Origin of the sequence: Bacillus sp. FSL R5-0659 (assembly GCF_038008785.1) — a bacterium.
GTDB classification, from domain to species: Bacteria; Bacillota; Bacilli; order Bacillales; family Bacillaceae; genus Bacillus; species Bacillus safensis.
In genome coordinates, this window is sequence record NZ_JBBOZU010000001.1 from 2,517,676 (window position 1) to 2,544,092 (window position 26,417).

Consider the following 26,417-nt stretch of genomic DNA (forward strand, 5'->3'; position numbering starts at 1 on the left):
GTCAGACAACTCCCCTCTTGGATGATTTAAAGGACGCTTGCACGGCCTTTGTAGATCGCTCCGCGTGCTGGATCTACTGTAATCTCTTCGCCTTCTTTTAATAGTGTTGTTGCGCCGTCAAGACCTACAATTACTGGAATGCCAAGGCTTAATCCAACAACAGCTGCATGGCTTGTTAAACCGCCTTCTTCTGTGATAAGGGCAGATGCTTTTTCTAAAGCTCCCATCATATCACGATCTGTGCAGTTTGCGACTAGGATCGCACCGTCGTACATTTTTTCTTCTGCTTCTTTTCCGCTTTGTGCAATGACAACCGGTCCAAATGCAGATTTACGGCCAATACCTTGACCTTTCGCAATGATGTCACCGACAACATATACTTTCATTAAGTTCGTCGTACCTGTTTCACCAACTGGCACACCTGCTGTAATGACGATTAAATCGCCGTGTCTTACATAGCCTGTTTCAATAGACTTTTCTACTGCATTCTCAAGCATTTCATCAGTAGACGTCGTTTTTGATCCGCTCTTTGCAAATACACCGAATACGAGTGAAAGTTTTCTTGCGACTGATTCGTTTGCTGTAACTGCTACGATTGGTGCTTTTGGTCTATATTTTGAAATCATTCTTGCTGTATGTCCGCTTTCCGTAGGCGTCACAATTGCTGCCACATCAAGCTTCATTGCTGTATGTGCAACAGATTGACCAATCGCATCTGTAATGCTGACTTCTACTTCTTCGCTTCTACGAGAAAGAATTGCTTTATAGTTTAGTGCTTCTTCTGAACGTGATGCAATGTTATGCATCGTTTGCACAGCTTCTACTGGATATGTTCCGGCTGCTGTTTCACCAGAAAGCATAATCGCATCTGTACCGTCAAAAATAGCATTGGCCACGTCACTTGCTTCCGCGCGGGTTGGACGAGGGTTACGCTGCATGCTGTCCAGCATTTGAGTCGCTGTGATGACAGGTTTGCCTAAACGATTGCATTTTTTGATCAGCATTTTTTGAACAAGCGGTACTTCTTCTGCCGGGATCTCTACACCAAGATCTCCACGCGCAACCATTAAACCGTCAGATACCTCAAGGATCTCGTCGATGTTATCAACACCCTCTTGGTTTTCAATCTTAGGAATGATTTGAATATCAGTCGCATTGTTCTTTTCAAGAAGCTCACGAATTTCAAGAACATCAGAAGCTCGTCTAACAAAAGAAGCTGCGATGAAATCGACGCCTTGTTCAATTCCAAACAGAATATCATTGGCATCCTTTTCTGTAATACCTGGAAGGTTCACACTGACGCCAGGTATGTTGACACCTTTTTTGTTTTTGAGTGTGCCTGTATTCATGACTTTAGTGACGATTTCTTTGCGGTCCGTGTTAATTTCTTTTACTTCTAAACCAATCAGACCATCATCTAATAGAATCGTTGAACCTACTTCTACATCATGAATTAAATCTTCGTACGTCACACTAATTTTTTCCGTATTTCCAACAATGTCTTCCATACTCACGATAAGATCAGCACCAGCGACTAGCTCAATTGAGCCGTTTTCAACTGTACGCGTACGGATCTCTGGACCTTTTGTATCTAGAAGGATCGCAATGTCCTTGCCTAATGTTTTACCTGCTTTACGTATGTTTTCAATGCGTGCACCATGCTCTTCAAAATCTCCGTGGGAGAAGTTTAGTCTGGCTACATTCATTCCTGCTTCAATCAATTCAGTCAGCTTTTCAATGCTTTCACTTGCTGGACCGATTGTACAAACGATTTTTGTCTTTCTCATTACTGTTCCTCCTAAGGTCTTCTCGTTTTATATAGAGAGCTCTTGTGAAAGTCGGTACATATTTTTATCGACTGTATGTTTTTTATCTAAGATTTCTAAAATATCATGATGGACAAGTTCATTGCTTTGAATGCCTACACAGCGTCCGCCTTGTCCTTCAAGGAGAAGCTCGACTGCGTATGCTCCTAAACGGCTTGCCAGTACACGGTCAAATGCACTCGGAGAACCTCCGCGCTGAATATGTCCTAAGACAGATACACGTGTTTCAAGGCTTGTCTCCTCTTCAATCCGCTTACCAAATTCAACACCGCTGCCTACGCCTTCTGCAACGATAATAATACTATGCTTCTTGCCGCGCTCGTGACCTCTTCTTAACCTAGCAATAATTTCGTCCATGTCATAGTCTGCTTCAGGAATCAAAATAGATTCGGCTCCGCCCGCAAGACCTGACCAAAGGGCAATATCACCAGCATGTCTTCCCATTACTTCCACTACGTATGTACGTTCATGAGATGTGGCTGTATCACGAATTTTATCAATGGCATCAATGACAGTATTCAGTGCTGTATCAAAGCCAATAGTGAAATCAGTACCTGGAATATCGTTGTCAATCGTGCCAGGGACACCTACACATGGAAAACCGAGCTCTGTTAATTTCTTCGCTCCCATAAATGACCCGTCTCCACCAATGACTACAAGTCCTTCAATACCGAATTTTTTTAAGTTTTCAATTCCCTTTTCACGACCTTCAACTGTCTTGAATTCAGGACATCTTGCCGTGTAAAGTTTTGTTCCTCCACGATGAATGATATCGCCTACCGAACCTATTTCGAGTTTCTCAATTTTACCGTTAATTAGACCTGAGTATCCATTATAAATACCGTAAACTTCAACATTATGGTAAATTGCTTTCCTTACAACTGCGCGCACAGCTGCATTCATTCCTGGGGAATCCCCACCGCTTGTTAAAACTCCTATACGCTTCATCTTTTTCACCTCAGAGACCATATATGAATTAAACATACCATTTCCACTGCTTGAAAACAATCATGAGCAAATTTGGATGTTTTCAATACGAATTTCTAAAACCGTACTTATTATACAATTAAATAAACCGTTTTTAAACAAAAGTTAAGAACGTCGTGAAAGCAAATCTCTCTGAAATCTGTAAAGGCGAGTGCTATAAACCTTATCATATCAAGGTTTTCAGACGTTTCAAATTTTATGAAAACAAAAGAAAATTATTTTCAAATAGCGCTTACATGAGGTCGGTTTTCATGAAAAAAGATGAAAAAAATAAACGCCAGCCAAAAAGGCTGTACGTTTATTTAGTTTACCCCAATATATTGATTTTCAATCGATACTTTCCCGATTGCTTTGTATTTTTCATATCTTTGTTCGACTAGTTCTTCAGGTGTTAGTTTGAGCAAAGATGTAAGTGATTGTTTTAATACATTTTCCATGTAGGCTGCTTGTTGTTTCACGTCTCGATGTGCTCCACCTTGCACTTCTTTAATAACATCATCTATAATATCTAATTCTTTTAGGTCTGGAGCGGTAATTTTCATTGATTCTGCAGCTTTTTTCGCAAGTGATGAGTCCTTCCAGAGCAGTGCTGCTGCACCTTCAGGTGAAATCACTGAATACGTTGAGTTTTCTAGCATGAATAGGTGGTTTCCTACGCCTAGGCCTAGTGCGCCGCCGCTTCCGCCTTCTCCAATGACAATACAGACAACCGGTACACGAAGTCCTGCCATTTCGAATAGGTTTTTCGCAATTGCTTCACTTTGTCCGCGCTCTTCAGCTGCTTTACCAGGATAAGCTCCTTTTGTATCAATAAAGCAAATGATCGGGCGATTAAATTTATCTGCTTGTTTCATCAAACGCAGCGCTTTACGGTAGCCTTCTGGATGAGGCATTCCGAAATTACGGCGCAAGTTTTCTTTTGTATCTTTACCGCGCTGATGACCAATAACAGTGACAGGAAGCCCTTTAAACGTGGCAATTCCTCCAACGATCGCTTCATCATCACCATAAAAACGGTCACCGTGACATTCGAAAAAGTTGTCAAACAGCTCTTGAATGTAATCGAGAGTTGTTGGGCGCATCGCATGCCGAGCAATCTGCACTCTGTCCCACGGCTTTAAATTTGTATAAATGTCTGCTTCAAGCTTGCTCAGACGTGTTTCAAGGCGCTCAATTTCTGCACTTAAATCCATTTCTGAGTTTTGTGTGAACTTTTTCAGTTCATCAATTTTCGCTCGAAGTTCAATGACAGGTTTTTCAAATTCTAGTTCTCCAGCCACTCTCGTTCACCTCCTGTGCTGTGTAGCGCTAAGATTCGGCCTAGTGTTTCTTTCATTTCTGCACGATGGATGACAGCATCAAGCTGTCCATGCTTCATTAAAAATTCAGCCGTTTGGAAGTCCTCTGGCAGGTCTTCACGAATCGTTTGTTCAATGATTCTGCGGCCTGCAAAACCAATTAAAGCACCCGGTTCTGCAAAGTTGTAATCACCGAGAGACGCAAAACTAGCTGATACACCGCCAGTTGTTGGGTTCGTCATCACAGAGATAATCAACCCTTGATCTTCGCTGAACAGTTTTAATGCTGAACTTGTTTTTGCCATCTGCATCAGACTGAGAATTCCCTCTTGCATTCTCGCTCCACCAGATGCAGTAAAGATAATAAACGGAACCTTGTCCGCTTTTGCTTTCTCGATCGCCAGTGTGATCTTTTCACCAACAACCGATCCCATGCTGCCCATACGGAACGTGGCATCCATGACAGCAATCACAGCACTTTGGCCTTCAATCTCACCTTTACCTGTGACAATGGCTTCATTCAAAGATGTTTTTTCTCTGTCTTTCTCAAGCTTTTCTTCGTAGCCTGGGAAACCGAGCGGGTTTGCTGAAATGAGGTGCCCGTTAAATTCTTCAAATGTGCCTTCATCTACAAGGCTTTCGATACGCTGTTTTGCATTCATTTGCAAATGTCTGCCGCAATTCATGCAAACACGTAAATTTTTATCTAGTTCTTTGGTGAGCATTATTTTTTTACATTGCGGACATTTGGTCATGATGCCTTCAGGCACATCTTGGCTTGCCTGTTCAGAGGGTACAGATGCATATTTTTTCTTTTTACTGAAAATATTCTTGATTGACAAATGACTACCTCCCTTTTTGAAGGGTTTTTTCTTTACACGCACATCCACTATTATAGGACATGTCATAACTGTACCGAAACTATTGTACTTTTTTTGTCAAACGCTGTCATCCTTCATTCAATTTTTTCAGTGGGGAATTGATGAGAAATGAGTAGGTGTTTGGGGCGCTGAGCAGTTGATATGTTTGAATTGTGAACGTCTACAAAAAAATCTCATTCCGGATGAAAAATTTTTCGCGTAAGAGAGGAAATGTTGCACGTTTTTCCTCCAATTTCAGAAAAAACGTGCACACTTTTCCAGTTGATTATTCGCCGATAATCGTTAATTTTCTTGTTTTTTCAGCGACCGCTTCTGGGTCGACTTTGATTCTTGCAACGCCAGTTTCCATTGCTGCTTTTGCCACAGCTTTTGCTACCGCTGGTGCCACGCGTGCATCAAATGGTGCAGGGATGACATATTCAGCTGACAATTCCTCATCTGAAACAAGAGACGCTATCGCTTCAACAGCTGCGATTTTCATTTCTTCGTTAATGTGAGTTGCACGTACATCTAATGCTCCGCGGAAAATTCCTGGGAATGCCAGTACGTTGTTCACTTGGTTCGGGAAGTCAGAACGGCCAGTTCCTACAACACTTGCACCTGCTGCATGTGCATCTTCTGGCATAATCTCTGGATTTGGATTAGCCATAGCAAAGATGACAGGATCTTTTGCCATTTTTCCAACCATTTCTTTTGTTAAAGCGCCTGCTACAGAAACCCCGATAAAGACGTCTGCGCCTTCAATGACTTCTTCTAATGAACCTTCTTTGCGGTCTTGGTTCGTGAATTTAGCTACTTCGTTTTTCACTGCATTCATACCATTCGGGCGGCCTTCGTAAATGGCACCTTTCGTATCACACATAATGATATCACGTACACCGAAATGATAAAGAAGTTTGATAATCGCAATTCCTGCTGCCCCGGCGCCGTTTGCCACTACTTTGATTGAAGACATAGATTTTCCAGATAGCTTCAGTGCATTCACAAGTCCTGCTACTGTCACAATGGCTGTTCCGTGCTGATCATCGTGGAAAACTGGAATGTTTGTCTCTTTTTTCAAGCGCTCTTCGATGATAAAGCAGTTAGGAGCTGCAATATCTTCAAGGTTCACACCGCCAAAAGTCGGCTCAAGAAGCTTCACCGTTTCAACGATTTTGTCTACATCGTTCGTTGCAAGCGCGATTGGGAAGGCATCTACGCCTGCAAAGCTTTTGAATAATACGGCTTTCCCTTCCATTACTGGAAGAGATGCTTCTGCACCAATATTTCCAAGCCCTAAAACAGCGCTTCCGTCTGTGACAACAGCGACCATATTGCCTTTCATTGTATAATCATACACTTTGCTTGTGTCGTCATAAATATCTTTACATGGTTCTGCAACACCAGGTGAATAAGCCAAGCTCAAGTCTTTCGCATTTTTCACTTGTACTTTTGATTTTGATTCGAGTTTGCCTTGATTCTCTTTGTGCATATGTAATGCTTCTTCTCTTAATGACATGTGATGAACACTCCTTCAAGTGGAAAATGATTTAATGATTTGCTAAATTGATAAGCACATACTGGCAGTTTTAAATACACAGAATCTTTAAAATGATAACACAATAGGTGAATTTGTAAAACATATTCAGGCGATTTGTCATCATTTAATCACAACGTTTTGTTCACCGAGCAGCTCTTTTAACTGGAAAATCACAGCATGATCTGCATGAACTTTGTATGCATCTGGAAGTCTCATCGTCTTTTTTTGCTTCTCATAATACAAATAGACATCTGCTTCTCCGCTGTGCATCGAGAGGACTCGTTTTACTTGCTCTAGCAGCTCCTGCGTATGATTCTCTTCTTTCACCCGAATGTAGACAGACTCTTTTCTTTTTGCGTCCATCTCTTCCAGCAAAGCAGCTTCTTGCACGATGATTTGACTGCTGTCATTTCTGATCTCTACTCTGCCTTCCACATAAAGCATGGTGCCCTCCTCAAGTAAGGGGGACAGCTTTCTAAATTGCTCTGGAAAGACGACGCCTTCCATTTCTCCCGTTTCATCCCCAAATGTAACAAATGCCATCGATTGTCCATTTTTTGTCCGAATCGATTTCACTTTTGTCAAAAGACCACCCATTGAAATCTTCCGCTTAATATAGGAAGAAAGTCTGATTATTTCCACTGCACCATTCTCTCTTAAGCGGTCTCGGTATGCTTGTACTGGGTGATTTGATAAATATAACCCGAGTGCCTCTTTTTCAAATTGCAGGAGATCAACAAGCGGCATTTCTTCTATCTCCGCATATTTTGGCTTAATGGAGAAGGTTGTATCCCCAAGAAAGTCCAGCTGATCCTCTGGATTTAAAAATGACACGTGGTCTAACGCAATATCTATCGATGCTAATAACGAAGCACGATTGGGATAAAACTCATCCATCGCTCCTGAAAAAATGAGCGCTTCAATCGTTTTTCGGTTGACACTCTTTGGTGATACTCTTGCGCAAAAATCAAATAAATCTTCAAACGGCTTTTCCTGTCTTGCTCTGTATATATCCTTTACAGCTGACACTCCGACATTTTTAATCGCTCTTAAGCTGTAGCGGATCTCCCCTTTTTCAACCGTAAATGGAAACTCACTCTTATTAATAGAAGGCTTCAACACAGATATCCCTTTTTCCTTCGCCTCATAGAAATATTGAGCAATTTTGTCTTCATTTCCAATTACACTCGTTAAAAGACCGCACATAAAATATAACGGATAATGCGCTTTTAAATAAGCAAGCTGAAAGCCAATCATGCTATATGCAACAGCATGGCTTCTATTAAAACCATAGTTTGCAAATTTGACGATTAAGTCATAAACGTCATTTGCAATGTTAACAGGATACTCCTTTTTTAGGCATCCTTCAACAAAATGGCTTCGCTCTTCATCAAGGACCTTTTTATCCTTCTTCGAAACAGCTCTTCTTAATAGATCAGCCTCGCCCAGCTGAAAACCAGCCATCTTCGCTGCAATCAGCATGATTTGCTCCTGATAGACGATGACCCCATATGTATCCTTTAATATGTCATACAAATCAGGATGAGGGTAGGAGACCTTGACTCTGCCATGCTTTCGGTCGATAAAAAGCGGGATATTTTCCATTGGACCTGGACGATAGAGGGCATTGACCGCTACGATATCTTCTAAACTAGAAGGCTTCAGGCGTCTCAGCACCTGACGCATTCCCTGTGATTCAAGCTGGAATATTCCAGTTGTATCGCCCGCAGATAACAATTCAAACGTTTTCTGATCCTCATATGAAATGTCACTAAAGTTAATGTGGACGTTTTCCTGTCTTTCAATCTGGTTTTTAATGGATTCAATTAATGTTAAGTTTCTGAGCCCTAAGAAGTCCATCTTTAAAAGTCCGAGATCTTCTAAATAATTCATGGCATACTGCGTTAAATACACACCTTCATGGCCGTCTTGAATCGGAACGACCTCTGTCAGCGGCTCTTCGCTCAGCACAACGCCAGCTGCATGTGTCGAGGTGTGTCTCGGTAAGCCTTCTACCTTTAAAGCAGTTTGGAAGACCTTTCGAAGCTCTTCAGATTGCTGAAGCATCGTTTTTAATTCAGGAGATGCAGTCACCGCTTCTTTCAGCGTCGTTCCTGGCTTTGATGGAATCAGCTTGGCAAGACGGTCCGCTGCCTTTGAATCGATTCCCATCACACGTCCAACATCCCTTAAAGCAGCCTTTGCTGCAAGTGTTCCAAACGTGACAATTTGCGCCACATGCATGTCTCCGTATTTGTCTTTTACATAAGAAATGATTTCGTCTCTTCTCGTGTCGGGGAAATCAATATCAATATCTGGCATACTGATTCGCTCTGGATTTAAGAAGCGCTCAAATAAAAGACCGTGACGGATCGGGTCGACATCCGTAATAAACAGAACATATGCAACAAGTGAACCCGCTGCTGATCCCCGTCCAGGGCCTGTGACAATCCCTCTGTCATGCGCATACTTCATAAAATCCCACACAATGAGAAAATAATCACTGAAATTCATTTTTTGGATAATGCTCAGTTCATATTCAAGTCTTTTGACATACGTGTCATGTGAAGCAATCTTTCTTTGCTTCATCCCTTCTGCGCACACTCTGCGTAAAAACTGATCAGCTGTTGATTGATCAGGAGTTGGATAGGATGGAAGTTTTGTCTGCCCAAGATTTAAATCGACCTCGCAGCGGTCTGCAATCTCCACCGTTCTTGTCAGCAGCTCTCGATCATCTCTATACCATTCCAACATTTCTTCAAAGGATCTGAAATGCTTTTCTCCTCGGTCTTCCTCTATCTCTGAAAGCTGCTCCCCTGCTTTAATAGCCTTTAAACACGTATAAGCCATTTTATCCTCTCGATTGATGTAGTGAACATCCCCCGTCGCAACAAGAGGTATGTCCACACTTTGTGAGACGTCCCGCAGTTTGCTGGTGAGCGATTCGTCCTGCTGAAATGGCTGAAGTGCGATGTACACGTGGCCCTCGCCGAATATATGCTTTAATTGTTTGGCGGCTTCACGCGCTTCTTCTATCTGATCATGCTGCAAAAGCGTTTCAATATACCCAGATGCACCTGGTGTGATCGCAATGAGCCCGCGATGATAGCTTTTTAGCCATTTTTCTTTCAGTCCGGCTTTTGATTTTGATTTCAGCACACTGCTGATTTTGATCAGATTTTGATAGCCTTCGTTGTTTTTTGCAAGGAGTACCAAGGGATAAGCCTCTGTCTCTTGTTCATCTATGAAGACAGAAGCTGTTAAACCGATAACCGGCTTGATGCCATGTTTTTTACATTCCTTATAAAATTCAACCGTTCCATACATCACATGGTCATCGGTAAGAGCGAGCGCCTTGCAGCCAAGTTCTTTTGCTTTCAGTACAAGCTCCTTTACTTTAGCTGCACTGCTTAACAAGCTGTATCCACTGTGGACCTGAAGATGAACATAAGACATGCTAAATCCACTCCTTTCGTCTAAAGTCATTCTTTCATTATAAAACGCGATGCGATGAGAAACAAATGTTCTTTCTTTTCTGTCCGTTCATACTTGTCCAGCACACACCATATATTGAATAGAGTGAGGTGGACAAAATGGATGTGAAGGAAGCTTTTATTCCGAATTTTATCAGCTGTTATTTTATCGCCCTTGGGGTCATTTTGGGTGGTGCTATCATAGGCGGTGTTGGTGCGTATTTATCTGGTCAGCCGCCTTTATCCATTATTACTAGTCTTGCCAACCGTTTAAAGATTTGGGCGCTTGTCGCCGCTATCGGCGGAACATTTGATGCTGTTTATAGCTTTGAACGAGGCATTTTCGAAGGAAACACGCGTGATATTTTCAAGCAGATTTTATTAATTATCTCTGCCATGGGCGGCGCACAAACGGGGTATCTCATTATTACGTGGCTTACACAGGAGCATGTGTCATCATGAGGGTGCCGGAGCTGTATAAACGCCCAGGCTGGCAGCGTTTTTTTGCAGGAATGATGTTTGGTGCGATTGTAAGCTGGCTCATTTTTCTCTTTACATACGGAACCTTTCAGGAAAAGCAAGTGACACTGCTGAGAAGCCAGCAGCATCATATGGACAGTTTGAAGGAACAAATCACACTCTATCGGGAAGATTTGCATAAGTTAAATGAGGATAATAAGAAGCGGCTGCTGATCCAAAGCGTAGATGTTCATCTCGTGAATCGTGAGCAATATAAAATCCCAGAGCCAGATACGCTAAAGTTTGAAGACCAGGTCAAGGAGGATATCTCAGAAGTCATTACAAAGGATATTGAAAGTGTCTATAAAACAAAGGAATTACTAAAACGGACAGTGGAAAATAAAGAATATACCATTCGGGAAAAGGCATACCGAGCGAAAGTGACAGAGCTGACAATTTATACGAAGCTTTCACTTGAAGTACGTATTTCATTTGCTGAATAAAGAGGTTGTGGAATTTTTATGAATTTCTGCCCTCAATGATCGCTTTTCACGCTTCATTTTTATACACTAAAAGTAGAACGAGATCTTAAATAGAAAGAGGTGAGGACAATGGAGGTTTACAGCTATCGTCAAATGGCACGAGACAAAGCAAGCCGGATCAAAGACGGCATGTGTGCTTATGCTGAGACAGAAATGATGGCTCATTTAATTAAAAAAGAATTAAAGCATCAAAATCTCCAAGCCTATGAAGATTCAACAGACATCGGCTGCTGGTTTATCCCTGTGTGCAAGTAACCCTTTTCTCCATGACAAAAAAAGAGAGAAGGGACTTCATATCCCTCCTCTCTTATGATGATGATTTACATACTTCTTCTAAATCACGCAAAATCTCATCTGCTACGGCCCAATCATAAATGGACGCACCGGCTGCAAGAGGGTGGCCGCCGCCATGATATTTTTTCGCAATGGTGTTAATGACGACACCTTTAGAGCGGAATCTGACACGAATCTGATCGTTTTCTTCCACAAAAAAGACCCATGCCTTAATGCCTGCAATATTTCCTAGTGTCCCAACAAGCTGTGAGGCCTGCTGCGCTGTTGTTTGGAACGATTCCAAAATTTCACGCTTAATGAACACAGATGCAACCCCGTTCTCTGACAAAGAAATATGTTGAAAAATATAACCATTTAATTTCACGACATTCAAATCTGTCTCATACAATTGATTGAAAAGATCTGAAGATGAAAACGGATATTCGATGAGTTCCCCTGCATATTTGAGTGTCTTTTTCGTTGTGTTTGGGAAAAGGAAGCGGCCAGTGTCTCCTACAATGCCGGCATAGATCAATTCAGCCGCCTTTGTATTCAGCTGATATCCTTCTTCTTTCCCCTCTAAGTACAATTCATAAATCATCTCGCTCACAGAGCTTGCCTCTGTATCCACCCAAAGCAAATCACCATAAGGATCTTCATTCGGGTGATGGTCGATTTTCATCAGCTTATCGCCCATTAAATAGCGCTGATCATCAATTCTTGCTTGATTGGCCGTATCACAGACAATGACAAGGGCCCCTTTATACACGTCGTCTGGTACCTCATCGAGTTCATATAAAAATGAAAGGGATGGCTCAGGGGTTCCTGTCGCATAAATATTTTTTTCTGGATAGGTGGCACGCAAGATTTCCGTAAGGCCGCACTGCGATCCATACGCATCAGGATCTGGTCTTACATGTCTATGAATGATGATGGTGTCATATAATGATATGGTTCTAATCAGTTCTTTTTTCATAAAAACTCCTTCTCATGCGATACTCTTTTTATTATTAAATCATAATCTATCGTGACGGAAAAGTGAGGAATAGACAATTTATTCTAGTAAGCAAGCCTATTTACGTTTAAAATAGGGTTGTAACCACTTACAATGGAGGCTTGGCACATGCTTGTTTTGATTGTGTTTATTATTTGTTCTGCCATGTTTTATTTATACTACAAAGCGAAAAATGTCCGTACGAACCGGCCAGTTGAGAAAAAATTCTGGTCGGCGAAATCCAGTATGGCCCTTGGCTGCTTTGTCCTGCTTTTCGGTGTGAATCAATTATTTTTAAACCGCTCGTCACTCGCATTTGTCATCGGATTTATTTTTGTTGCTGTCGGTATCGGCAGTACGTGGGCTGGGTATAAAGCCTACAAGCATTACCTTCCGCTCTTTTTAAAAGAAGGCGAAAAAGATCACGCGTAAAAGGAAAGGGGCGACATGGGTTCGCCCTTTTTATCATTATCCCCTCTCCATCAGCTGCACCATCAGCATCGCTTTACCTACGATATTCGATTGGTGATAAACCTCGACTTCCAGCTTTCCAAACTTGCGCCCTACTTCTAAAATATTCGGCTTGATCTGGATTGTGGATTCCATTTGAACTGGTTTTAAGAAGTAGACAGAAAGACTCTCAACGATCAGCTCGCCCTTTTTATGAGATTTTAAGAAGCGGTTGGCTGATTCGATTAAAATTTGTGTGAACACCCCATATGAAATGTTTCCAAGCTGGTTCGTCATTTGCGGGGTGACCTCATATTGATAAACCGCATCTGCTTTTGGTTTTTCTGTATCAGTTTCTTTAAACCCTCTTGAGACAACATCATCCAGCTTTTCTCCGACCTGCGGCTGCTTTTGAATCATTTGGAGTGCCTTGAGCACATCCTGACGGCTGATCATCCCGATCAGCTTCGCATGATCATCCACAACTGGCAGCACCTCAATGCCTTCCCACACCATCATTTGGGCAGCTGAGGCGACAGATGTTTTGCCAATGACCGTCAGCGGATTTTTCGTCATCACCTTTTCAATCGGTGTGGAGCGGTCATGCCCCGCAATATCCTTTGAGGTGAGGATGCCGTGAATCTTCATTTGATCATCTGCGACCGGGAAACGGCCGTGGCCAGTTTCATAATTCTTTTCATACCATTTTTCAAGCTTATCCTCTGGTGATAAATACACAGTGCGTTCAATCGGCGTTAAAATATCTTCTACAAGCACAATCTCTTTTTTAATTAATTGGTCATAAATGGCTCTGTTAATGAGAGCCGCTACGGTAAATGTATCGTAGCTTGTTGATAAGATTGGCAGCTCTAGCTCATCTGCGAGCTGAATGATTTCATCATCTGTTGAGAATCCGCCGGTGACCAGCACAGCCGCCCCTGCCTCTAATGCCTGCTTATGGGCATTGATCCGGTTTCCGACGATCAGCAAGTTGCCAGCTGCCGTATAGCGCATCATCGCATCCAGCTCCATCGCTCCGATGACAAATTTATTTAACGTTTTATGTAAGCCTGCTCGTCCTCCAAGCACCTGTCCATCAATGACATTAACCACTTCTGCATATGTCAGTTTTTCAATATTTTCTTTTTTCTTCTGTTCAATTCGAATGGTCCCGACTCGTTCAATGGTACTGACGAATCCTTTATTTTCAGCATCTTTGATGGCCCGATAAGCGGTACCTTCACTCACTTTCATTTCTTTCGCTATGCGCCGGACAGAAATTTTCTCTCCGACATCTAAAGAATCAATATACGATAAAATTTGCTCATGCTTTGTCGCCAATCCCGTTCACCCTTTTTGTTTTCAGCGTTTTCATCTATGTTTCATTATAAGGGCAGGAGGCTTTTAATAGCAATTTGTCTTTTCTTTCAGCAGATGAAGGTAAACAAAAAAGCCGGCATTTGTGTGCCAGCTTCTTTCATATGGGGATTAAATCTCGATTGATTCCCCGCTGTTTAACACATGACCGACGCCGCCATGCAGGCTGTCTGCAAATGCATGCGGATCCTGTTCAATTGGCGGGAATGTGCTGTAGTGAATCGGAACGACCTGTTTTGCCCGCAGCCATTCTGCTGCAATTCTTGCATCCTCCGGCCCCATCGTGAAGTTATCGCCAATTGGAAGGAATGCGAGCTCAATATGATTCAGCTCACCAATCAGTTTCATATCTGAAAAGAGTGCAGTGTCTCCAGCATGATAAATTGTTTTGCCCTCTGCGGTAAATAAAATACCTGATGGCATCCCTGTATACGTAATTGTCTGTGCCTCTTCATCAATGACAGCAGAACCATGGAACGCTTGCGTGAGCTTCACTTTACCAAATTCAAACTCACGGCTGCCTCCAATAGAAAGCGGGTGCGTTTTCACCCCTTGCCAGCTTAAATATGTGGCAAGCTCGAAAGGCGCGACAACAAGTGCATCATTGTTTTTAGCGATTTCAATGGTGTCACCGATGTGATCTCCATGTCCATGTGTCAGTAAAATGACATCTGCTTTCACATCTTGCGGATTGATATCCGTGTGCTTATTTCCATTTAAAAATGGATCAATCCAAATATGGTATCCGTTTGTTTCAATGTGTACGACTGAATGTCCATGATATGTAGCTTTCATGTAGTATATCCACCTTTCAATTTTGATCTCATATCATTTATTCCCTCTATAAAAAGCTGAAAAACTTAATGCCTGTGAATGACGTTAAGACCACCTGTTGCTTCAATGACGGTGCCTGTAATGAGGTCTGAACGGTCATCACATAGAAATGAGATGATACGTCCTATATCCTCTCCAGTACCAGACCTGCCTATTGGCGTTTCTTCGTCTTTGATTTGGCGGGCTTCCTCTATTGTCGATTCTTTCATGTCTCCAACGATTTTGCCTGGACAAACCATATTGGCGGTGATGCCGTTTTCGGCTTCTTCAATCGCAATGGTTTTCGTCAATGACGCAAGGCCCACTTTTGCCGCTCCAAAGGCTGATCTGTGCATCCAGCCTGGCGCATGGTCTGCACCTTGAAAGCCATAAGTGATAATGCGGCCAAAGCCTTGTTTTCTCATCATTGGGATGACCATTCGGAACAAATGGAATACTGCTGATAAGTTGCCTTCCATCATTTGATACCATTCATCTTCAGAGTAATCCGCCAGTTTTTTTCGTTCAAAAATATAGGGACCAGCATTATTAATCAAGGCATCAATCCGCCCAAATCGCTCTATTGCCAGCTCTACCATGTTTTTTAGATCTTCTTTTTTTGTCACATCACCTTGGACAAATTGAAGCTTATCTTCGTACTGCTGTAATTCTTCTCTCATCTGCCGGACAGCTTCATCATCACTTCGATAATTCACTGTCACAGAATACCCCATATTCAGTAAAGACTCGGTGACTTTCCGGCCAAGTCCTTTAGAACCCGCTGTTATTAATGCGTGTCGCACACAATCTCCTCCTAAAGCAAAGGTTGCAAGTTCACGTGTTTCTTATCTTATCTTTTACTTTACTATAAACCGGCATCTGGCGCACTTATGAACCCTTTATCAATAGGAGTAAAACAGTATAGGGTGATTCATCCACTTTTTCAGATCCCATGAGCCATGGATATCGAGAAGCAGCGAAACAAAACGATAGCATTCTCTCACCTCTTGAAGCCCGCGAGGAAGCGGACAAATCTCTTCATACCCCAATTGGACATCGCGGGCAGCTTCTTTCGTCAAAAGGTATTCCAATGCAATAAAATCAAACGCAGCTGGTCCATATACGACATATTCTGTATCAACTAAACTCGTTACTTGATCATCTTTTTCAATATATTGAGACGGATCTAAATCAATTAAAATGAGACTGGCTGAATCAGGAGGCTTCAGCTTTTCAATCTTTTGCAGCACAATTTCTGCATAACAGTGAAATTCAGGCTGATCTGCGTAATAACGCTCTATGAGTTTGGGTACAGCCTTTTTTAACACCGCATGAAATTCTCTCAAATTTTTCTTTTCAGCTCCGTATACTGCACCAAAAAAGTCAGTTCGATATGAATGAAGATGTGCTAGTTTCCTCCCATAATCCTTATAAAAGTTTGATGAACGTCCATCGAAAGATGTGAAAGGTGTTCCTTCTACTTTCTCCATTACATAAAAATGTCTCCCTGCCTTCTTCACTTTACGAACAACTTCTGGAATCTGAAAGGAATTCGTATGAGACAGTTTTTGATTAATTTGATCGATATACTTTTGTGTAGTATGAGCATCTACTCCATAGATCATATTGATCCCAGTCACAAATTCACTTTCTTCTCTTACAGTTTTAGGAGATTTGATCACATACTCCGTTTTATCTTGTAAGGAGATCAGCCAAACATCATTGGCCCGTCCGTCATATTGTTCTCCTAACGTATTCACTGATACGATCGGTTGATGAAACAAAGCCTCAAGCGTTTTCTTCATGATCTGCTGTCACTCCCTTTTCTGCTTGACGCTAGTATGCTTTCATTTTCTCCAATGGTCATCAAACTCCTTTTTCCATGACAAAAAAACCATCCGTATCATACGAATGGTTTTTTGCGTGTTATGCCAGACAGGCTTTTGCTTTTTCTAAAGCGAGCTGGATTTGTTTGAATCCAGTTCCACCTGCACTTGTTCTTTTTTCAACCGCCACATACGGATCAAGAACAGTGTAAATGTCTTGTTCAAAAAGATCGCTTGCTTCTGTAAAAGTTTCAAAAGGAAGATCACTTAAGTAGATGCCTTTTTGAATACATGTATACACAAGCTTGCCAACGATTTCGTGCGCTTCACGGAATGGCATGCCTTTTTTCGCAAGGTAGTCTGCCACTTCTGTCGCATTTGAGAAATCTTCTTTTGTTGCCTTTTTCATGACATCTTCGTTGACTGACATCGTTTGAATCATACCTGTGAAGATTTGCAGGCTGCCAGTGATGGTTTTCACTGTATCAAACATGCCTTCTTTATCTTCTTGCAGATCTTTGTTATACGTAAGCGGCAAGCCTTTCATAATCGTGAGAAGCCCCATCAGGTTGCCATACACACGGCCTGTTTTCCCGCGGATTAATTCAGCCATATCGGGGTTTTTCTTCTGCGGCATCATGCTGCTGCCTGTTGCATACGTATCATCGAGTTCAATGAATTTGAATTCTTGCGAGCACCATAAAATGATTTCTTCACAAAAACGTGAGAGGTGCATCATCACAAGACTGCTATTAGACAAAAACTCTAAAATGAAGTCCCGATCACTCACACCATCAAGGCTGTTTTCGTAAATGTGATCAAAGCCAAGCTGCTCTGCAGTATATTCACGATCAATCGGGAATGTCGTTCCTGCTAACGCTCCGCATCCAAGCGGAGATACGTTAATTCGCTTCAATGAATCTTGAAAGCGCGCTTTGTCACGCTCAAGCATCCAAAAATAGGCGAGCATATGATGGGCAAACGAAATAGGCTGTGCACGCTGCAGGTGCGTATATCCTGGGAAAATCGTTTCAACGTGCTGTTCTGCCTTCTCTACAAGCACCGTTTGAAAGGAAGAGATCAGTTCAATGATATGCTCGACTTGGTTATTCAAATATAGGTGCATATCGGTTGCGACCTGATCATTCCGGCTTCTCGCTGTGTGCAATTTGCCGCCAAGCGGACCAATCTCATCAATGAGCATTTTTTCAAGGTTTAAATGAATGTCCTCATAATCTACTGAGAATTCCAGTTCATCCTCCTCTGCCTTTTTCATGAGCGTATTTAGTCCGTCTTTGATGGCAGCGGCCTCCTCATCACCGAGGATACCGCATTTATTCAGCATACTTGCATGAGCAAGGGAGCCGGTCAGATCTTCTTTCACTAATTGTTTGTCGAAATGAATGGACGCGCCAAACTCATCGACCCATTTTTCTGGTGTTTTTTGAAATCGGCCTCCCCAAAGCTTTTTCATGCTTTAACCTGCTCCTTTTTATTCACGATGCTGTTTACTTTTGTCGGTAAGCCCCAAAGGTTAATAAATCCTACAGCTGCATCATGATCAAATTCATCTGCTTTTGTATAAGTTGCGAGATTTTCATCATAAAGTGAATATGGTGATTTACGTCCTTCTACAATGGCATGACCTTTAAATAGTTTCACACGTACAACACCTGTTACGTTTTGCTGTGTTTCTTGTAAGAACGCATCTAGTGCTTCTTTAAGCGGTGAGAACCATAAGCCGTTGTATATTAATTCAGCCATTTTTTGTTCCACGATTGGTTTAAAGTGTGCGACTTCTTTAACAAGCGTTAAGTCTTCAAGCTCTTTATGTGCTTTAAGAAGTGTGACTGCGCCTGGGCACTCGTACACTTCACGAGATTTGATCCCAACAAGACGGTTTTCAACGTGATCGATTCTGCCAACACCATGCTGACCAGCGACTTCATTTAAATGAAGGATAAGATCAGATAATGAATACTGGATACCGTCAATCGCTGTCGGTTTTCCTTTTTCAAACGTGATTTCAATGATTTCTGGTGTGTCAGGTGTTTTTTCAAGTGGATTTGTCAGATCATATGCACCTTCTGGCGGCGCAGCCCAAGGATCTTCTAAAATGCCACATTCGTTACTTCTGCCCCAAAGGTTTTGGTCGATTGAATATGGGCTGTCTAAGTTAATCGGAATTGGAATACCATGTTTTTGTGCATAATCGATTTCCTCATCACGAGACCATTTCCATTCACGCACTGGCGCAAGAACTTCTAGATCTGGATTCAATGCTTTAATGGATACTTCAAAACGAACTTGGTCGTTCCCTTTTCCAGTACATCCATGAGCAACAGCTACTGCATTTTCTTTTTCTGCTACTTCCACTAATTTTTTTGCAATAAGCGGACGGGATAGTGCAGATACTAGTGGGTATTTTCCTTCATACATTGTGTGTGCTTGTAATGCAGTGAGTGCAAACTCTTCAGCAAATTCTTCTTTTGCGTCAATCATGTATGATTGAACCGCTCCGACTTGAAGCGCTTTTTGTTGAACGAATGCCAAGTCTTTTCCTTCACCTACGTCAAGGCAGCAAGCAACAACTTCGTATCCTTGCTCTTGTAACCATTTAACTGCAACAGAGGTATCAAGACCTCCGGAATATGCTAATACAACTTTTTTATTTTGTGACATGATTGAAAAGCTCCTCTCGCTTGTTTTGATTCTGTGAATGTTTTTTGCATAAAAATAAGTTTTAATTTATAAACATGCATTTAGTATGTATACACTGTAACAAGGAAAAATTGTTTTTTCAACCCCTTTATGAAAAAAACTCTGCCAAATTTTCTTGGCAGAGTCATTTTGGGCTATTTTTGATCTTTTTCAAGCTCTCGTAAGACGTGAGGAAGCTCTGGAATCACGAGTTTTGTCATGGCTAAACGAACGGCTCCGGTAGATCCCGGCGTGGCAAAGACAGCCTTTTGATTGACGACCCCTGCCGCTGCCCGGGACAAGATAGCAGCTGAACCTATGTCTTCTGTATAGCTGAGCATGCGGAAGATTTCACCAAAGCCAGGCAGCTCCTTGGAAAAAAGAGGGGTAATCGCTTCAATGGTCACATCCCTTGCAGCAATTCCTGTTCCGCCATTTAACAAGACGGCATCTATTTTCGGTTCGCTTGTTCCTTCCAGCACAGCGTCTTGAATCGATCCAATATCATCTTTTACAATATCGTATGCAAGAACAAGATGTCCCTGTTCTTTGAGCAAATCAATCATCAGGCGCCCGCTTTTATCTGTTTCCTTCGTTCTTGTATCACTGACCGTAATGACCTTCACATAAAGCCTTTCTTTCGCCTCTCGTTTATGTTCTGTCACGCTCATTTTCCGCAACGCTCCCTTTTACTTCATATTGGACAACATTATAGCATGCAGCTTTTAACAGAAAAAAGCTCTTTTCCTTATTGGAAAAGAGCTCAGATTGTTGACAAAGGGCTAAAATGATTTTGATTTTAGCCCTTTGTCTTCTTTTCAGCGTGATAGAAAACCTTTGCAGTCTAGGAAGGACGAGCACCGGAGCGGAGCGAATTTGACATTCGTGAGCACCGAAGCGCAGACCTGACAACGAATGCGAGGATTTGTCTACACGCTGAGCTTTTCAAACTTGATTACGCTAAACGCATAACGTCTCTTGCAATCATTACTTCTTCGTTTGTTGGGATGACGATCACTTTTACAGGAGAGTGCGGGTAGCTGATGAATGCTTCTTCGCCTCTCATGTTGTTTAGGGAAGGATCCCAGTAAACGCCCATGAATTCTAGACCACGAAGTACACGTGCTCTTACTTCTGAACTGTTTTCACCGATTCCAGCTGTGAAGATGATCGCATCTACGCCATTCATTCTTGCTGCATAAGAGCCGATGTATTTATGAATACGGCTCGCAAAAATATCAAGAGCAACTTCTGCACGGTCGTTTCCTTCTTCTGTTGCTTCTTCAATATCACGAAGGTCACTTGACAGACCAGACACACCTAAAAGACCACTCTTCTTATTCAAAGTAGAAAGCACTTCTTCAGCAGTATGTCCTGTTTTTTCCATAATGAATGGAATAAGAGCAGGGTCAATGTTACCTGAACGTGTACCCATTGCAACACCAGCAAGTGGTGTAAAGCCCATAGATGTATCGATTGATTTTCCGCCTTCAACTGCTGCGATACTCGCACCATTTCCAAGGTGGCAAGAAATCAAACGAAGCTCTTCTAGTGGACGGCCTAATAGCTCTGCTGCACGCTCTGTAACGAACTTGTGGCTTGTCCCGTGGAATCCGTATTTACGAATACCAAAGTTTTTGTAGTAGTCGTACGGAAGGCTGTATAGATAAGACTGCTCTGGCATAGTTTGGTGGAACGCTGTATCGAACACAGCAATCGCTGGTACGTCAGGCAGAATTTGTTTGAATGCTTTGATTCCTACAACGTTTGCAGGGTTGTGAAGTGGTGCAAGCTCTGAAAGCTGATCAATGTCGTTAATCACTTCATCAGTTAAAAGTACAGAATCGCTGAATTTCTCTCCGCCGTGAACAACACGGTGTCCTACGCCATCAATTTCATTAAAGTCTTTGATGATGTGAAATTCAGTTAGTTTTTCAAGCAGCATTTTGACCGCTACTGCGTGATCTGGAATATCTGTCACTTCTGTTTTCTTTTCTCCATCTACAGAAATCGTGAAGATACTGTTGTCCATTCCGATTCTTTCAACAAGACCTTTTGTTAAAACGGTTTCTTCTGGCATGTCGAACAATTGGAATTTAAGAGATGAGCTTCCTGCGTTGATTGCAATAATTTTGGACATTACTGTCGCTCCTTTTACTCAGTTGTTATATAAGGTTTCACGTTTTTTCCGGTGCTATATTCAACCTGTTTGACGGGTCTTTTATAGTTTAACGATAAGTCCGAAAAATATCTGACTTTTTCATTTAAACATTGAAAACTTTGCATTTCAAGTGCACCTTCAAACTGTTATCGCTTACATCAATAAGTCATTATTTTCTGAATAGTAAAATAGCCAGAATTAACTCTGGCTATTTTTTCGTTTCTTTTTCTTCTATAAACCACTGGTCTAGTTTTCTCATCACACCGACCATTGCTTCCTTTTGTGAGAAAGATGGAAGATTGGCAAACAGCATTCGTTTTGGTGCTTCCAGCCCTTCTTTTTTCTTTTGCATCACAAATAAGCTTTTGGCGTGTTTTTTATCCTTAAACATGGACACTGGCAGCTGAATTAACGCATTCATATACGCATGATCTTTGATGAAATCCTTTAATTGTACGCTCTCTTTTCCTTCAAACAAGTCGTTTGGAATGATGAAGAATAAGAAGCCGCCTTCTTTTGTGTAGCGGAGGCTTTGTTCAATGAATAAATAATGGGCAAAGGCATGTCCTTCTTTTGCCTGCAATTCAAAGTCTGCTGCACGCTCATCATTTGGATAATAGCCGACTGGCAGGCTGCATACAGTGACATCTGCCGGTGAGATTAGAAGCGGTTCAAGACTGTCCTGGTGGAAAAGCTCGACTTCCTTCTCCTCTAAATTCGCCTGGGCCCAAGCAATTTTAATGAGCACATCATCAATTTCAGACGCAAAGCCGCGCTTTGTTTCTGCAGTGAGATTGTTTAAAACCGCAAGAAGTAAGTTTCCTGTTCCCGCTGCTGGATCAAAGACAGCAAGCTCTTTTTGACCTTCTAAAAATTTATTCACCAAATAGCTGACAAACAGTCCAATCGTATCTGGCGTCATCTGGCGATTTGGATGAGAAATATCCTTTTGACCTTTCAATACGGCGAGCTGAAACGCTTTACGAATCTGCTCATGATCATAAGAAGCAAAATCTGCTTTCTCTATTAAATCCTTTAATAAACCGTTTCGATCATTTGCTTGGAAAAAGGCTTCTCCTGCTTCTGCCAATGCCTCAATATAGGAAATGCTCTGTTCCTTTTTCAATCGAATAGAAGCTGTATCGAGCAGTTCAAAAATAGTACTTACTTGATCTTTCTGCAATGCTTTTCTCTCCTCGCTTTGTTAAAAGCTATATGTTCTCATTGAAAAGAGCCCCAGGTTGAAGCCGGAGCTCTTGTCGATGCTGCTTTTATAACAGTGATTTTGCAACTTCAATGGCTTTTTCATAATTTGGGTGATTCGTTGCTTCACTTACGTATTCAGTGTAAACCACTTTTCCGTTAGGGTCTAATACGAAGACTGCGCGCGCCAATAAACGCAATTCTTTCATATACACTCCGAATGCTTCACCAAATGACATATCTCTGTGATCAGATAATGTTTCGACATTTTCAATTCCGTTTGCTCCGCACCAGCGTGCTTGTGCAAATGGAAGGTCTGCACTAATCGTATAAATATTGACCGGACCTAAACCCGCTGCCTCTTCATTGAAACGTCTTGTTTGTGCGTCACACACACCTGTATCAATAGAAGGAATCACTGAGATGATCGTCACTTTTCCTGCTAAATCAGAAAGTGAAACTTCTCCAAGTGAGTTCGTTAAAACCGTAAAATCAGGAGCCTGCTCGCCTACTTTTACTTCATTTCCTACAAGCGTGACAGGACTTCCTTTAAATGTGATCGATGCCAAAACAATTCCTCCCTTTTCAAATGTATGGTTCTATCATAGTAGAGAAAGCAAAAAACTGCAAAGCCTAATCGTCCATTTTGAAAAAAAAGTTAACTGCAGCGCAGCTAACTTTTTAAAGGTCTATGTCATCTAGTTTTCGTTCTTTATGACGGTGCTCCCGCTCATCCTTCTTAAACATGTGCTGAAGACGTTCAATTGCTTGAGGAGCAGAATCCAATATTTTATCGAGCAGATGTGTGTGTTCATCCAAATGAAGCATTCGAACTCCGTTTGTTCCTACAATTAAGAAGGCAATTGGTGTAATCGACACCCCGCCGCCGCTTCCGCCGCCAAATGGGAGTCTCGGTTCTTTTCGTTCTTGATCATCAGAACGCTTTTCCTTCTTTTGGTTCCCGTTAAATTCACTGCCGCCGGCTGCAAATCCAAAACCAACTTTTGACACAGTGAGAATGACACTGCCGTCAGGGGTTTCGACTGGATCGCCGATGATTGTATTCACATCTATCATTTCTTTTAAGTTTTCCATCGCTGTCTTCATGAGACCTTGGATTGGATGATCTGCCATTTTCGGGTTCCTCCTTAAACAGATGATTCATTCTTCGTTGCTTGAAGAGAGGCACTTTTTCTCGCCTTTCTCCCTTTTAACCAATGGACAAGTAAACGAATGGCTGCAAGCATAGCATGTCCAATACGAAAAAAAGCTATACATGTAAACTGAGTCTGTGATACGTTGTGCTGAAAGGCCGGAATGACTTCATATACTGGTTTATGCTTAAAGGTGAGATGCTCCTGCATAAAGGCAAGCAGCGCTCCTTTAACTGACCACACACCGCCGGCTGCTACACCTGTTAAAGCGGCGTCATGAAAGCCGATCCATGTCGACCAGTGAAATGAGACAACCCTTATGTGAATGAAGAACTTGCGCATGATCCGGTTTAAATCGACAATCTCTTTTGTGATGCGTTCCATTTGATGAAGAATTTGCTTCATATCACGTTTTCCTACTTTTTTATGCATCGATTCTTTTTCGTGATCAGGGGTTTTGGCGCTCTCCATTTTCTTTTCACGAATATCAATCGTTTGGTCTTCTGGATTGACCCTCACCATCGGAATCTCTTTTTTGAGTCTGACCAATCCATATAAGGTGATGACCTTCAGTGCAATATGGTCATTGTCGTTTGTATGCGAATAGTCCAGCGAAATGGTTACTTTCATGAAAATCAATAAGATCACAAGAAACAACAACGCGGCGATCCAAACGTAAAGCACTGTGCTCACTTCCTCCATAACAAATGATGCTTCCCCTACGATTATGGCTCTCATTCTGGATTTTATACCCAATCAACAAAAAAAGAGTTTGACCGGTACGCGGCCAAACTCCTCTGATTATACGTTTGATTCTGTTTTTTCATATAAATGTTCATGGACAACCACCGTATCAGCAAAGTAATCATGAACCCCTTGCTTTTTCGGCGAGAACCCAACGATAGCATAGAGAACAAAGATCGTATTAATGTAACGCCCCACAATCTCTCTAAAGAAAATAACATCCCATGCCAGCTTCTTCTCAGGCTGAAGTGAGACCACTTTAATCCCAAACACCATCTTGCCAAGTGTTTGCTGAAAGATTTTCGTCATGATGGCGAAATAAAGGAGAAATACAATTGTCGTTGTGACGGAAAATGGAGAAAACCATCCCCCTCCTTTGGACCAGCCAAACAGACTAAAGATTGGAGAAACCGTCAAATGGTTGACACCCCAGACGACGAGCCAATCAAGAATAAACGCCCAAAATCTAATCCAAAAACCTGCAAACGCCTGTGCTTCAATTGAAGCGCGCTTCACAAAGGCCGGCTTCGATTCTTCCTCTTGGCTGCGGCTTTCGCTTACTTCATCGAATGTAGAATCCATCTATGATCCCTCCTTTATTTTGAATAGAGATACATCGGTTTAGACCCATTTGAGCCAGCCAGTGTTTCTTTTAAATTCAGAAAATCGATTTCGCTTTTAAAGAGCTTGCTTGCACTCATGTTAAAGAGTGAGTTCCAGCCAAAGCTTTGAGAATAGCTGACCACTGTTGCTCCTTTTAAGCCTTTTTCATTTTTCTTCATCGCTTTTAATGCATCTTCATAATACCCAAGCTCATCGACTAATCCGTTCGATTTTGCCTGTGTCCCGTCATATACTCGGCCGTCAGCAATTTTCTTGACTTCCTTTTTTGACATGCCTCGTCCTTCAGAGATCACTTTGACAAATCCTTCGTAAGAGTTATCGACCATGCTTTGCATGATATTACGCTCATCTTTTGTCATATCACGGTTAGGAGACATGATGTCTTTGAACTTCCCGCTCTTAATTGTTTCATATTTAATCCCCAAATTATCTGCCAGCTTTGAATAATTCAAGCTCTGCATAATAACACCTAGTGATCCTGTTAATGTTTCAGGTGAAGCAAAGATTTTCTTCGCTGGAGTTGACACGTAGTAGCCGCCAGAAGCTGCCATTGAGCCCATAGATACGTAAATCGGCTTCTTCGCTTTTTTCACTTCTTCTAATTTTTTATGTATTTCAGCACTTTCATAGACACCGCCACCAGGAGAGTTAACGCGCAGCAGTACGCCTTTTACCGAAGCATCCTCTTTCGCTTTATCTAGTTCCTTGAGGAATGCACGATGATCATACCCTTCTCCGCCTAGTAGGCTCGATGCGCCGCCATTATCTTGAATGGTTCCATTAATCTCAAGAACAGCAATCTTGCCTGCACCGCTGCCATTCTCTAGTACCTTCTCTTCTATTTCATCCCCGAATTGATAGCTCATTTTATTGTCATTGAAGCTATCGAACAAGGCCATCGTGACACTAATCACAATTGAAAATCCGAAAACACCAAGTGCAATAATTAGCGCTACCCATCTTTTCGCATTCATCTTTTTCTCCTCCTTTTTGTCTCACTTCATTCATACGAATGCCCACATGAAATGTTTCACAGGAATTGTGGTTTTTTTACATTTCATGTAGGCATATGATAGCACCTCTCTTAAATAACGATCAACTTTACATCGTCTA

General features: G+C 41.9%; 25 protein-coding genes. 4 read left to right on the plus strand and 21 right to left on the minus strand.

Annotated features, from left to right (window positions below):
- Window positions 1–26: 26 nt before the first annotated feature.
- From pyk to dnaE, 6 genes are all read right to left on the minus strand, one after another.
- Window positions 27–1,787: a pyruvate kinase gene (gene pyk, locus NSQ72_RS12905; RefSeq protein ID WP_126681485.1), complete on the minus strand. Its 1,761-nt coding sequence runs from the start codon at window positions 1,785–1,787 to the stop codon at window positions 27–29.
- 27 nt (window positions 1,788–1,814) lie between these two features.
- Complete coding sequence (gene pfkA, locus NSQ72_RS12910) at window positions 1,815–2,774, minus strand: 6-phosphofructokinase (RefSeq protein WP_024424794.1); 960 nt, start codon at window positions 2,772–2,774, stop codon at window positions 1,815–1,817.
- A 341-nt stretch (window positions 2,775–3,115) separates the two neighbouring features.
- On the minus strand, window positions 3,116–4,093 hold the full coding sequence (accA, locus tag NSQ72_RS12915; protein ID WP_039180569.1) for an acetyl-CoA carboxylase carboxyl transferase subunit alpha: 978 nt from the start codon (window positions 4,091–4,093) through the stop codon (window positions 3,116–3,118).
- The gene (accD, locus tag NSQ72_RS12920) at window positions 4,078–4,953 is read right to left on the minus strand and encodes an acetyl-CoA carboxylase, carboxyltransferase subunit beta (RefSeq protein WP_034279640.1); all 876 of its coding nucleotides are present in this window, start codon (window positions 4,951–4,953) and stop codon (window positions 4,078–4,080) included. The genes accA and accD overlap by 16 nt, the downstream gene beginning before the upstream one ends.
- A 304-nt stretch (window positions 4,954–5,257) precedes the next feature.
- Complete coding sequence (locus NSQ72_RS12925; protein WP_025092260.1) at window positions 5,258–6,490, minus strand: NAD(P)-dependent malic enzyme; 1,233 nt, start codon at window positions 6,488–6,490, stop codon at window positions 5,258–5,260.
- Window positions 6,491–6,631: 141 nt separating this feature from the next.
- On the minus strand, window positions 6,632–9,967 hold the full coding sequence (dnaE, locus tag NSQ72_RS12930; protein WP_341084219.1) for a DNA polymerase III subunit alpha: 3,336 nt from the start codon (window positions 9,965–9,967) through the stop codon (window positions 6,632–6,634).
- A 137-nt stretch (window positions 9,968–10,104) separates the two neighbouring features.
- On the opposite strand from dnaE, the gene NSQ72_RS12935 reads away from it, so the two are divergent.
- The 3 genes from NSQ72_RS12935 (at window position 10,105) to NSQ72_RS12945 (ending at window position 11,240) form a co-directional block, all read left to right on the plus strand.
- The gene (locus NSQ72_RS12935) at window positions 10,105–10,446 is read left to right on the plus strand and encodes a YtrH family sporulation protein (protein ID WP_024424798.1); all 342 of its coding nucleotides are present in this window, start codon (window positions 10,105–10,107) and stop codon (window positions 10,444–10,446) included.
- The gene (ytrI, locus tag NSQ72_RS12940) at window positions 10,443–10,946 is read left to right on the plus strand and encodes a sporulation membrane protein YtrI (RefSeq protein ID WP_003216226.1); all 504 of its coding nucleotides are present in this window, start codon (window positions 10,443–10,445) and stop codon (window positions 10,944–10,946) included. The genes NSQ72_RS12935 and ytrI overlap by 4 nt, the downstream gene beginning before the upstream one ends.
- A 108-nt stretch (window positions 10,947–11,054) precedes the next feature.
- Window positions 11,055–11,240: a hypothetical protein gene (locus NSQ72_RS12945; protein WP_003216400.1), complete on the plus strand. Its 186-nt coding sequence runs from the start codon at window positions 11,055–11,057 to the stop codon at window positions 11,238–11,240.
- A 52-nt stretch (window positions 11,241–11,292) separates the two neighbouring features.
- Here NSQ72_RS12945 and NSQ72_RS12950 read toward each other — a convergent pair whose 3' ends face one another.
- Window positions 11,293–12,234 carry a DHH family phosphoesterase gene (locus NSQ72_RS12950; RefSeq protein ID WP_024424800.1) on the minus strand — a complete coding sequence of 314 codons (942 nt, stop codon included), beginning with the start codon at window positions 12,232–12,234 and terminating at the stop codon, window positions 11,293–11,295.
- A 147-nt stretch (window positions 12,235–12,381) separates the two neighbouring features.
- On the opposite strand from NSQ72_RS12950, the gene NSQ72_RS12955 reads away from it, so the two are divergent.
- Entirely contained in the window at window positions 12,382–12,684 is a 303-nt protein-coding gene (locus NSQ72_RS12955; RefSeq protein ID WP_003216665.1) for a YtpI family protein, read from the plus strand.
- A 36-nt stretch (window positions 12,685–12,720) separates the two neighbouring features.
- Here the strand turns inward: NSQ72_RS12955 and NSQ72_RS12960 are convergent, their stop codons facing one another.
- The 14 genes from NSQ72_RS12960 to sppA all read right to left on the minus strand — a co-directional run bounded on the left by NSQ72_RS12960 (window position 12,721) and on the right by sppA (window position 26,278).
- A complete protein-coding gene (locus NSQ72_RS12960; protein ID WP_039180580.1) occupies window positions 12,721–14,043 on the minus strand; it encodes a CBS domain-containing protein in 1,323 nt (440 codons plus the stop codon).
- Between the two features lie 147 nt (window positions 14,044–14,190).
- Window positions 14,191–14,874, minus strand: a complete 684-nt coding sequence (locus tag NSQ72_RS12965) for a metal-dependent hydrolase (RefSeq protein WP_039180583.1) — start codon at window positions 14,872–14,874, stop codon at window positions 14,191–14,193.
- A 65-nt stretch (window positions 14,875–14,939) separates the two neighbouring features.
- Window positions 14,940–15,695 carry an SDR family oxidoreductase gene (locus NSQ72_RS12970; RefSeq protein ID WP_224929123.1) on the minus strand — a complete coding sequence of 252 codons (756 nt, stop codon included), beginning with the start codon at window positions 15,693–15,695 and terminating at the stop codon, window positions 14,940–14,942.
- 99 nt (window positions 15,696–15,794) lie between these two features.
- The gene (locus tag NSQ72_RS12975; protein WP_341084222.1) at window positions 15,795–16,697 is read right to left on the minus strand and encodes an aminoglycoside phosphotransferase family protein; all 903 of its coding nucleotides are present in this window, start codon (window positions 16,695–16,697) and stop codon (window positions 15,795–15,797) included.
- A gap of 121 nt (window positions 16,698–16,818) precedes the next feature.
- Window positions 16,819–18,192 carry an argininosuccinate lyase gene (argH, locus tag NSQ72_RS12980; protein WP_341084224.1) on the minus strand — a complete coding sequence of 458 codons (1,374 nt, stop codon included), beginning with the start codon at window positions 18,190–18,192 and terminating at the stop codon, window positions 16,819–16,821.
- Window positions 18,189–19,400, minus strand: a complete 1,212-nt coding sequence (locus NSQ72_RS12985) for an argininosuccinate synthase (protein ID WP_024424806.1) — start codon at window positions 19,398–19,400, stop codon at window positions 18,189–18,191. Before NSQ72_RS12985 ends, argH begins: the two co-directional genes overlap by 4 nt.
- Window positions 19,401–19,573: 173 nt before the next feature.
- Window positions 19,574–20,089: a MogA/MoaB family molybdenum cofactor biosynthesis protein gene (locus tag NSQ72_RS12990; RefSeq protein ID WP_039180591.1), complete on the minus strand. Its 516-nt coding sequence runs from the start codon at window positions 20,087–20,089 to the stop codon at window positions 19,574–19,576.
- Window positions 20,090–20,373: 284 nt separating this feature from the next.
- The gene (locus tag NSQ72_RS12995; protein ID WP_039180594.1) at window positions 20,374–21,558 is read right to left on the minus strand and encodes an acetate kinase; all 1,185 of its coding nucleotides are present in this window, start codon (window positions 21,556–21,558) and stop codon (window positions 20,374–20,376) included.
- A gap of 229 nt (window positions 21,559–21,787) precedes the next feature.
- Window positions 21,788–22,762, minus strand: a complete 975-nt coding sequence (locus tag NSQ72_RS13000; RefSeq protein WP_144464224.1) for a class I SAM-dependent methyltransferase — start codon at window positions 22,760–22,762, stop codon at window positions 21,788–21,790.
- A gap of 88 nt (window positions 22,763–22,850) precedes the next feature.
- Window positions 22,851–23,351 carry a thiol peroxidase gene (gene tpx, locus NSQ72_RS13005; RefSeq protein ID WP_144464226.1) on the minus strand — a complete coding sequence of 167 codons (501 nt, stop codon included), beginning with the start codon at window positions 23,349–23,351 and terminating at the stop codon, window positions 22,851–22,853.
- A 112-nt stretch (window positions 23,352–23,463) separates the two neighbouring features.
- Window positions 23,464–23,916, minus strand: coding sequence for a GerW family sporulation protein (ytfJ, locus tag NSQ72_RS13010; protein ID WP_024424811.1), 453 nt, complete (start codon window positions 23,914–23,916; stop codon window positions 23,464–23,466).
- A gap of 14 nt (window positions 23,917–23,930) precedes the next feature.
- The gene (locus NSQ72_RS13015) at window positions 23,931–24,638 is read right to left on the minus strand and encodes a DUF2953 domain-containing protein (RefSeq protein WP_144464228.1); all 708 of its coding nucleotides are present in this window, start codon (window positions 24,636–24,638) and stop codon (window positions 23,931–23,933) included.
- 99 nt (window positions 24,639–24,737) lie between these two features.
- Window positions 24,738–25,262, minus strand: a complete 525-nt coding sequence (locus NSQ72_RS13020; RefSeq protein ID WP_041086612.1) for an RDD family protein — start codon at window positions 25,260–25,262, stop codon at window positions 24,738–24,740.
- Window positions 25,263–25,276: 14 nt separating this feature from the next.
- Window positions 25,277–26,278, minus strand: a complete 1,002-nt coding sequence (sppA, locus tag NSQ72_RS13025) for a signal peptide peptidase SppA (protein ID WP_059374781.1) — start codon at window positions 26,276–26,278, stop codon at window positions 25,277–25,279.
- Between the last annotated feature and the right edge of the window lie 139 nt (window positions 26,279–26,417).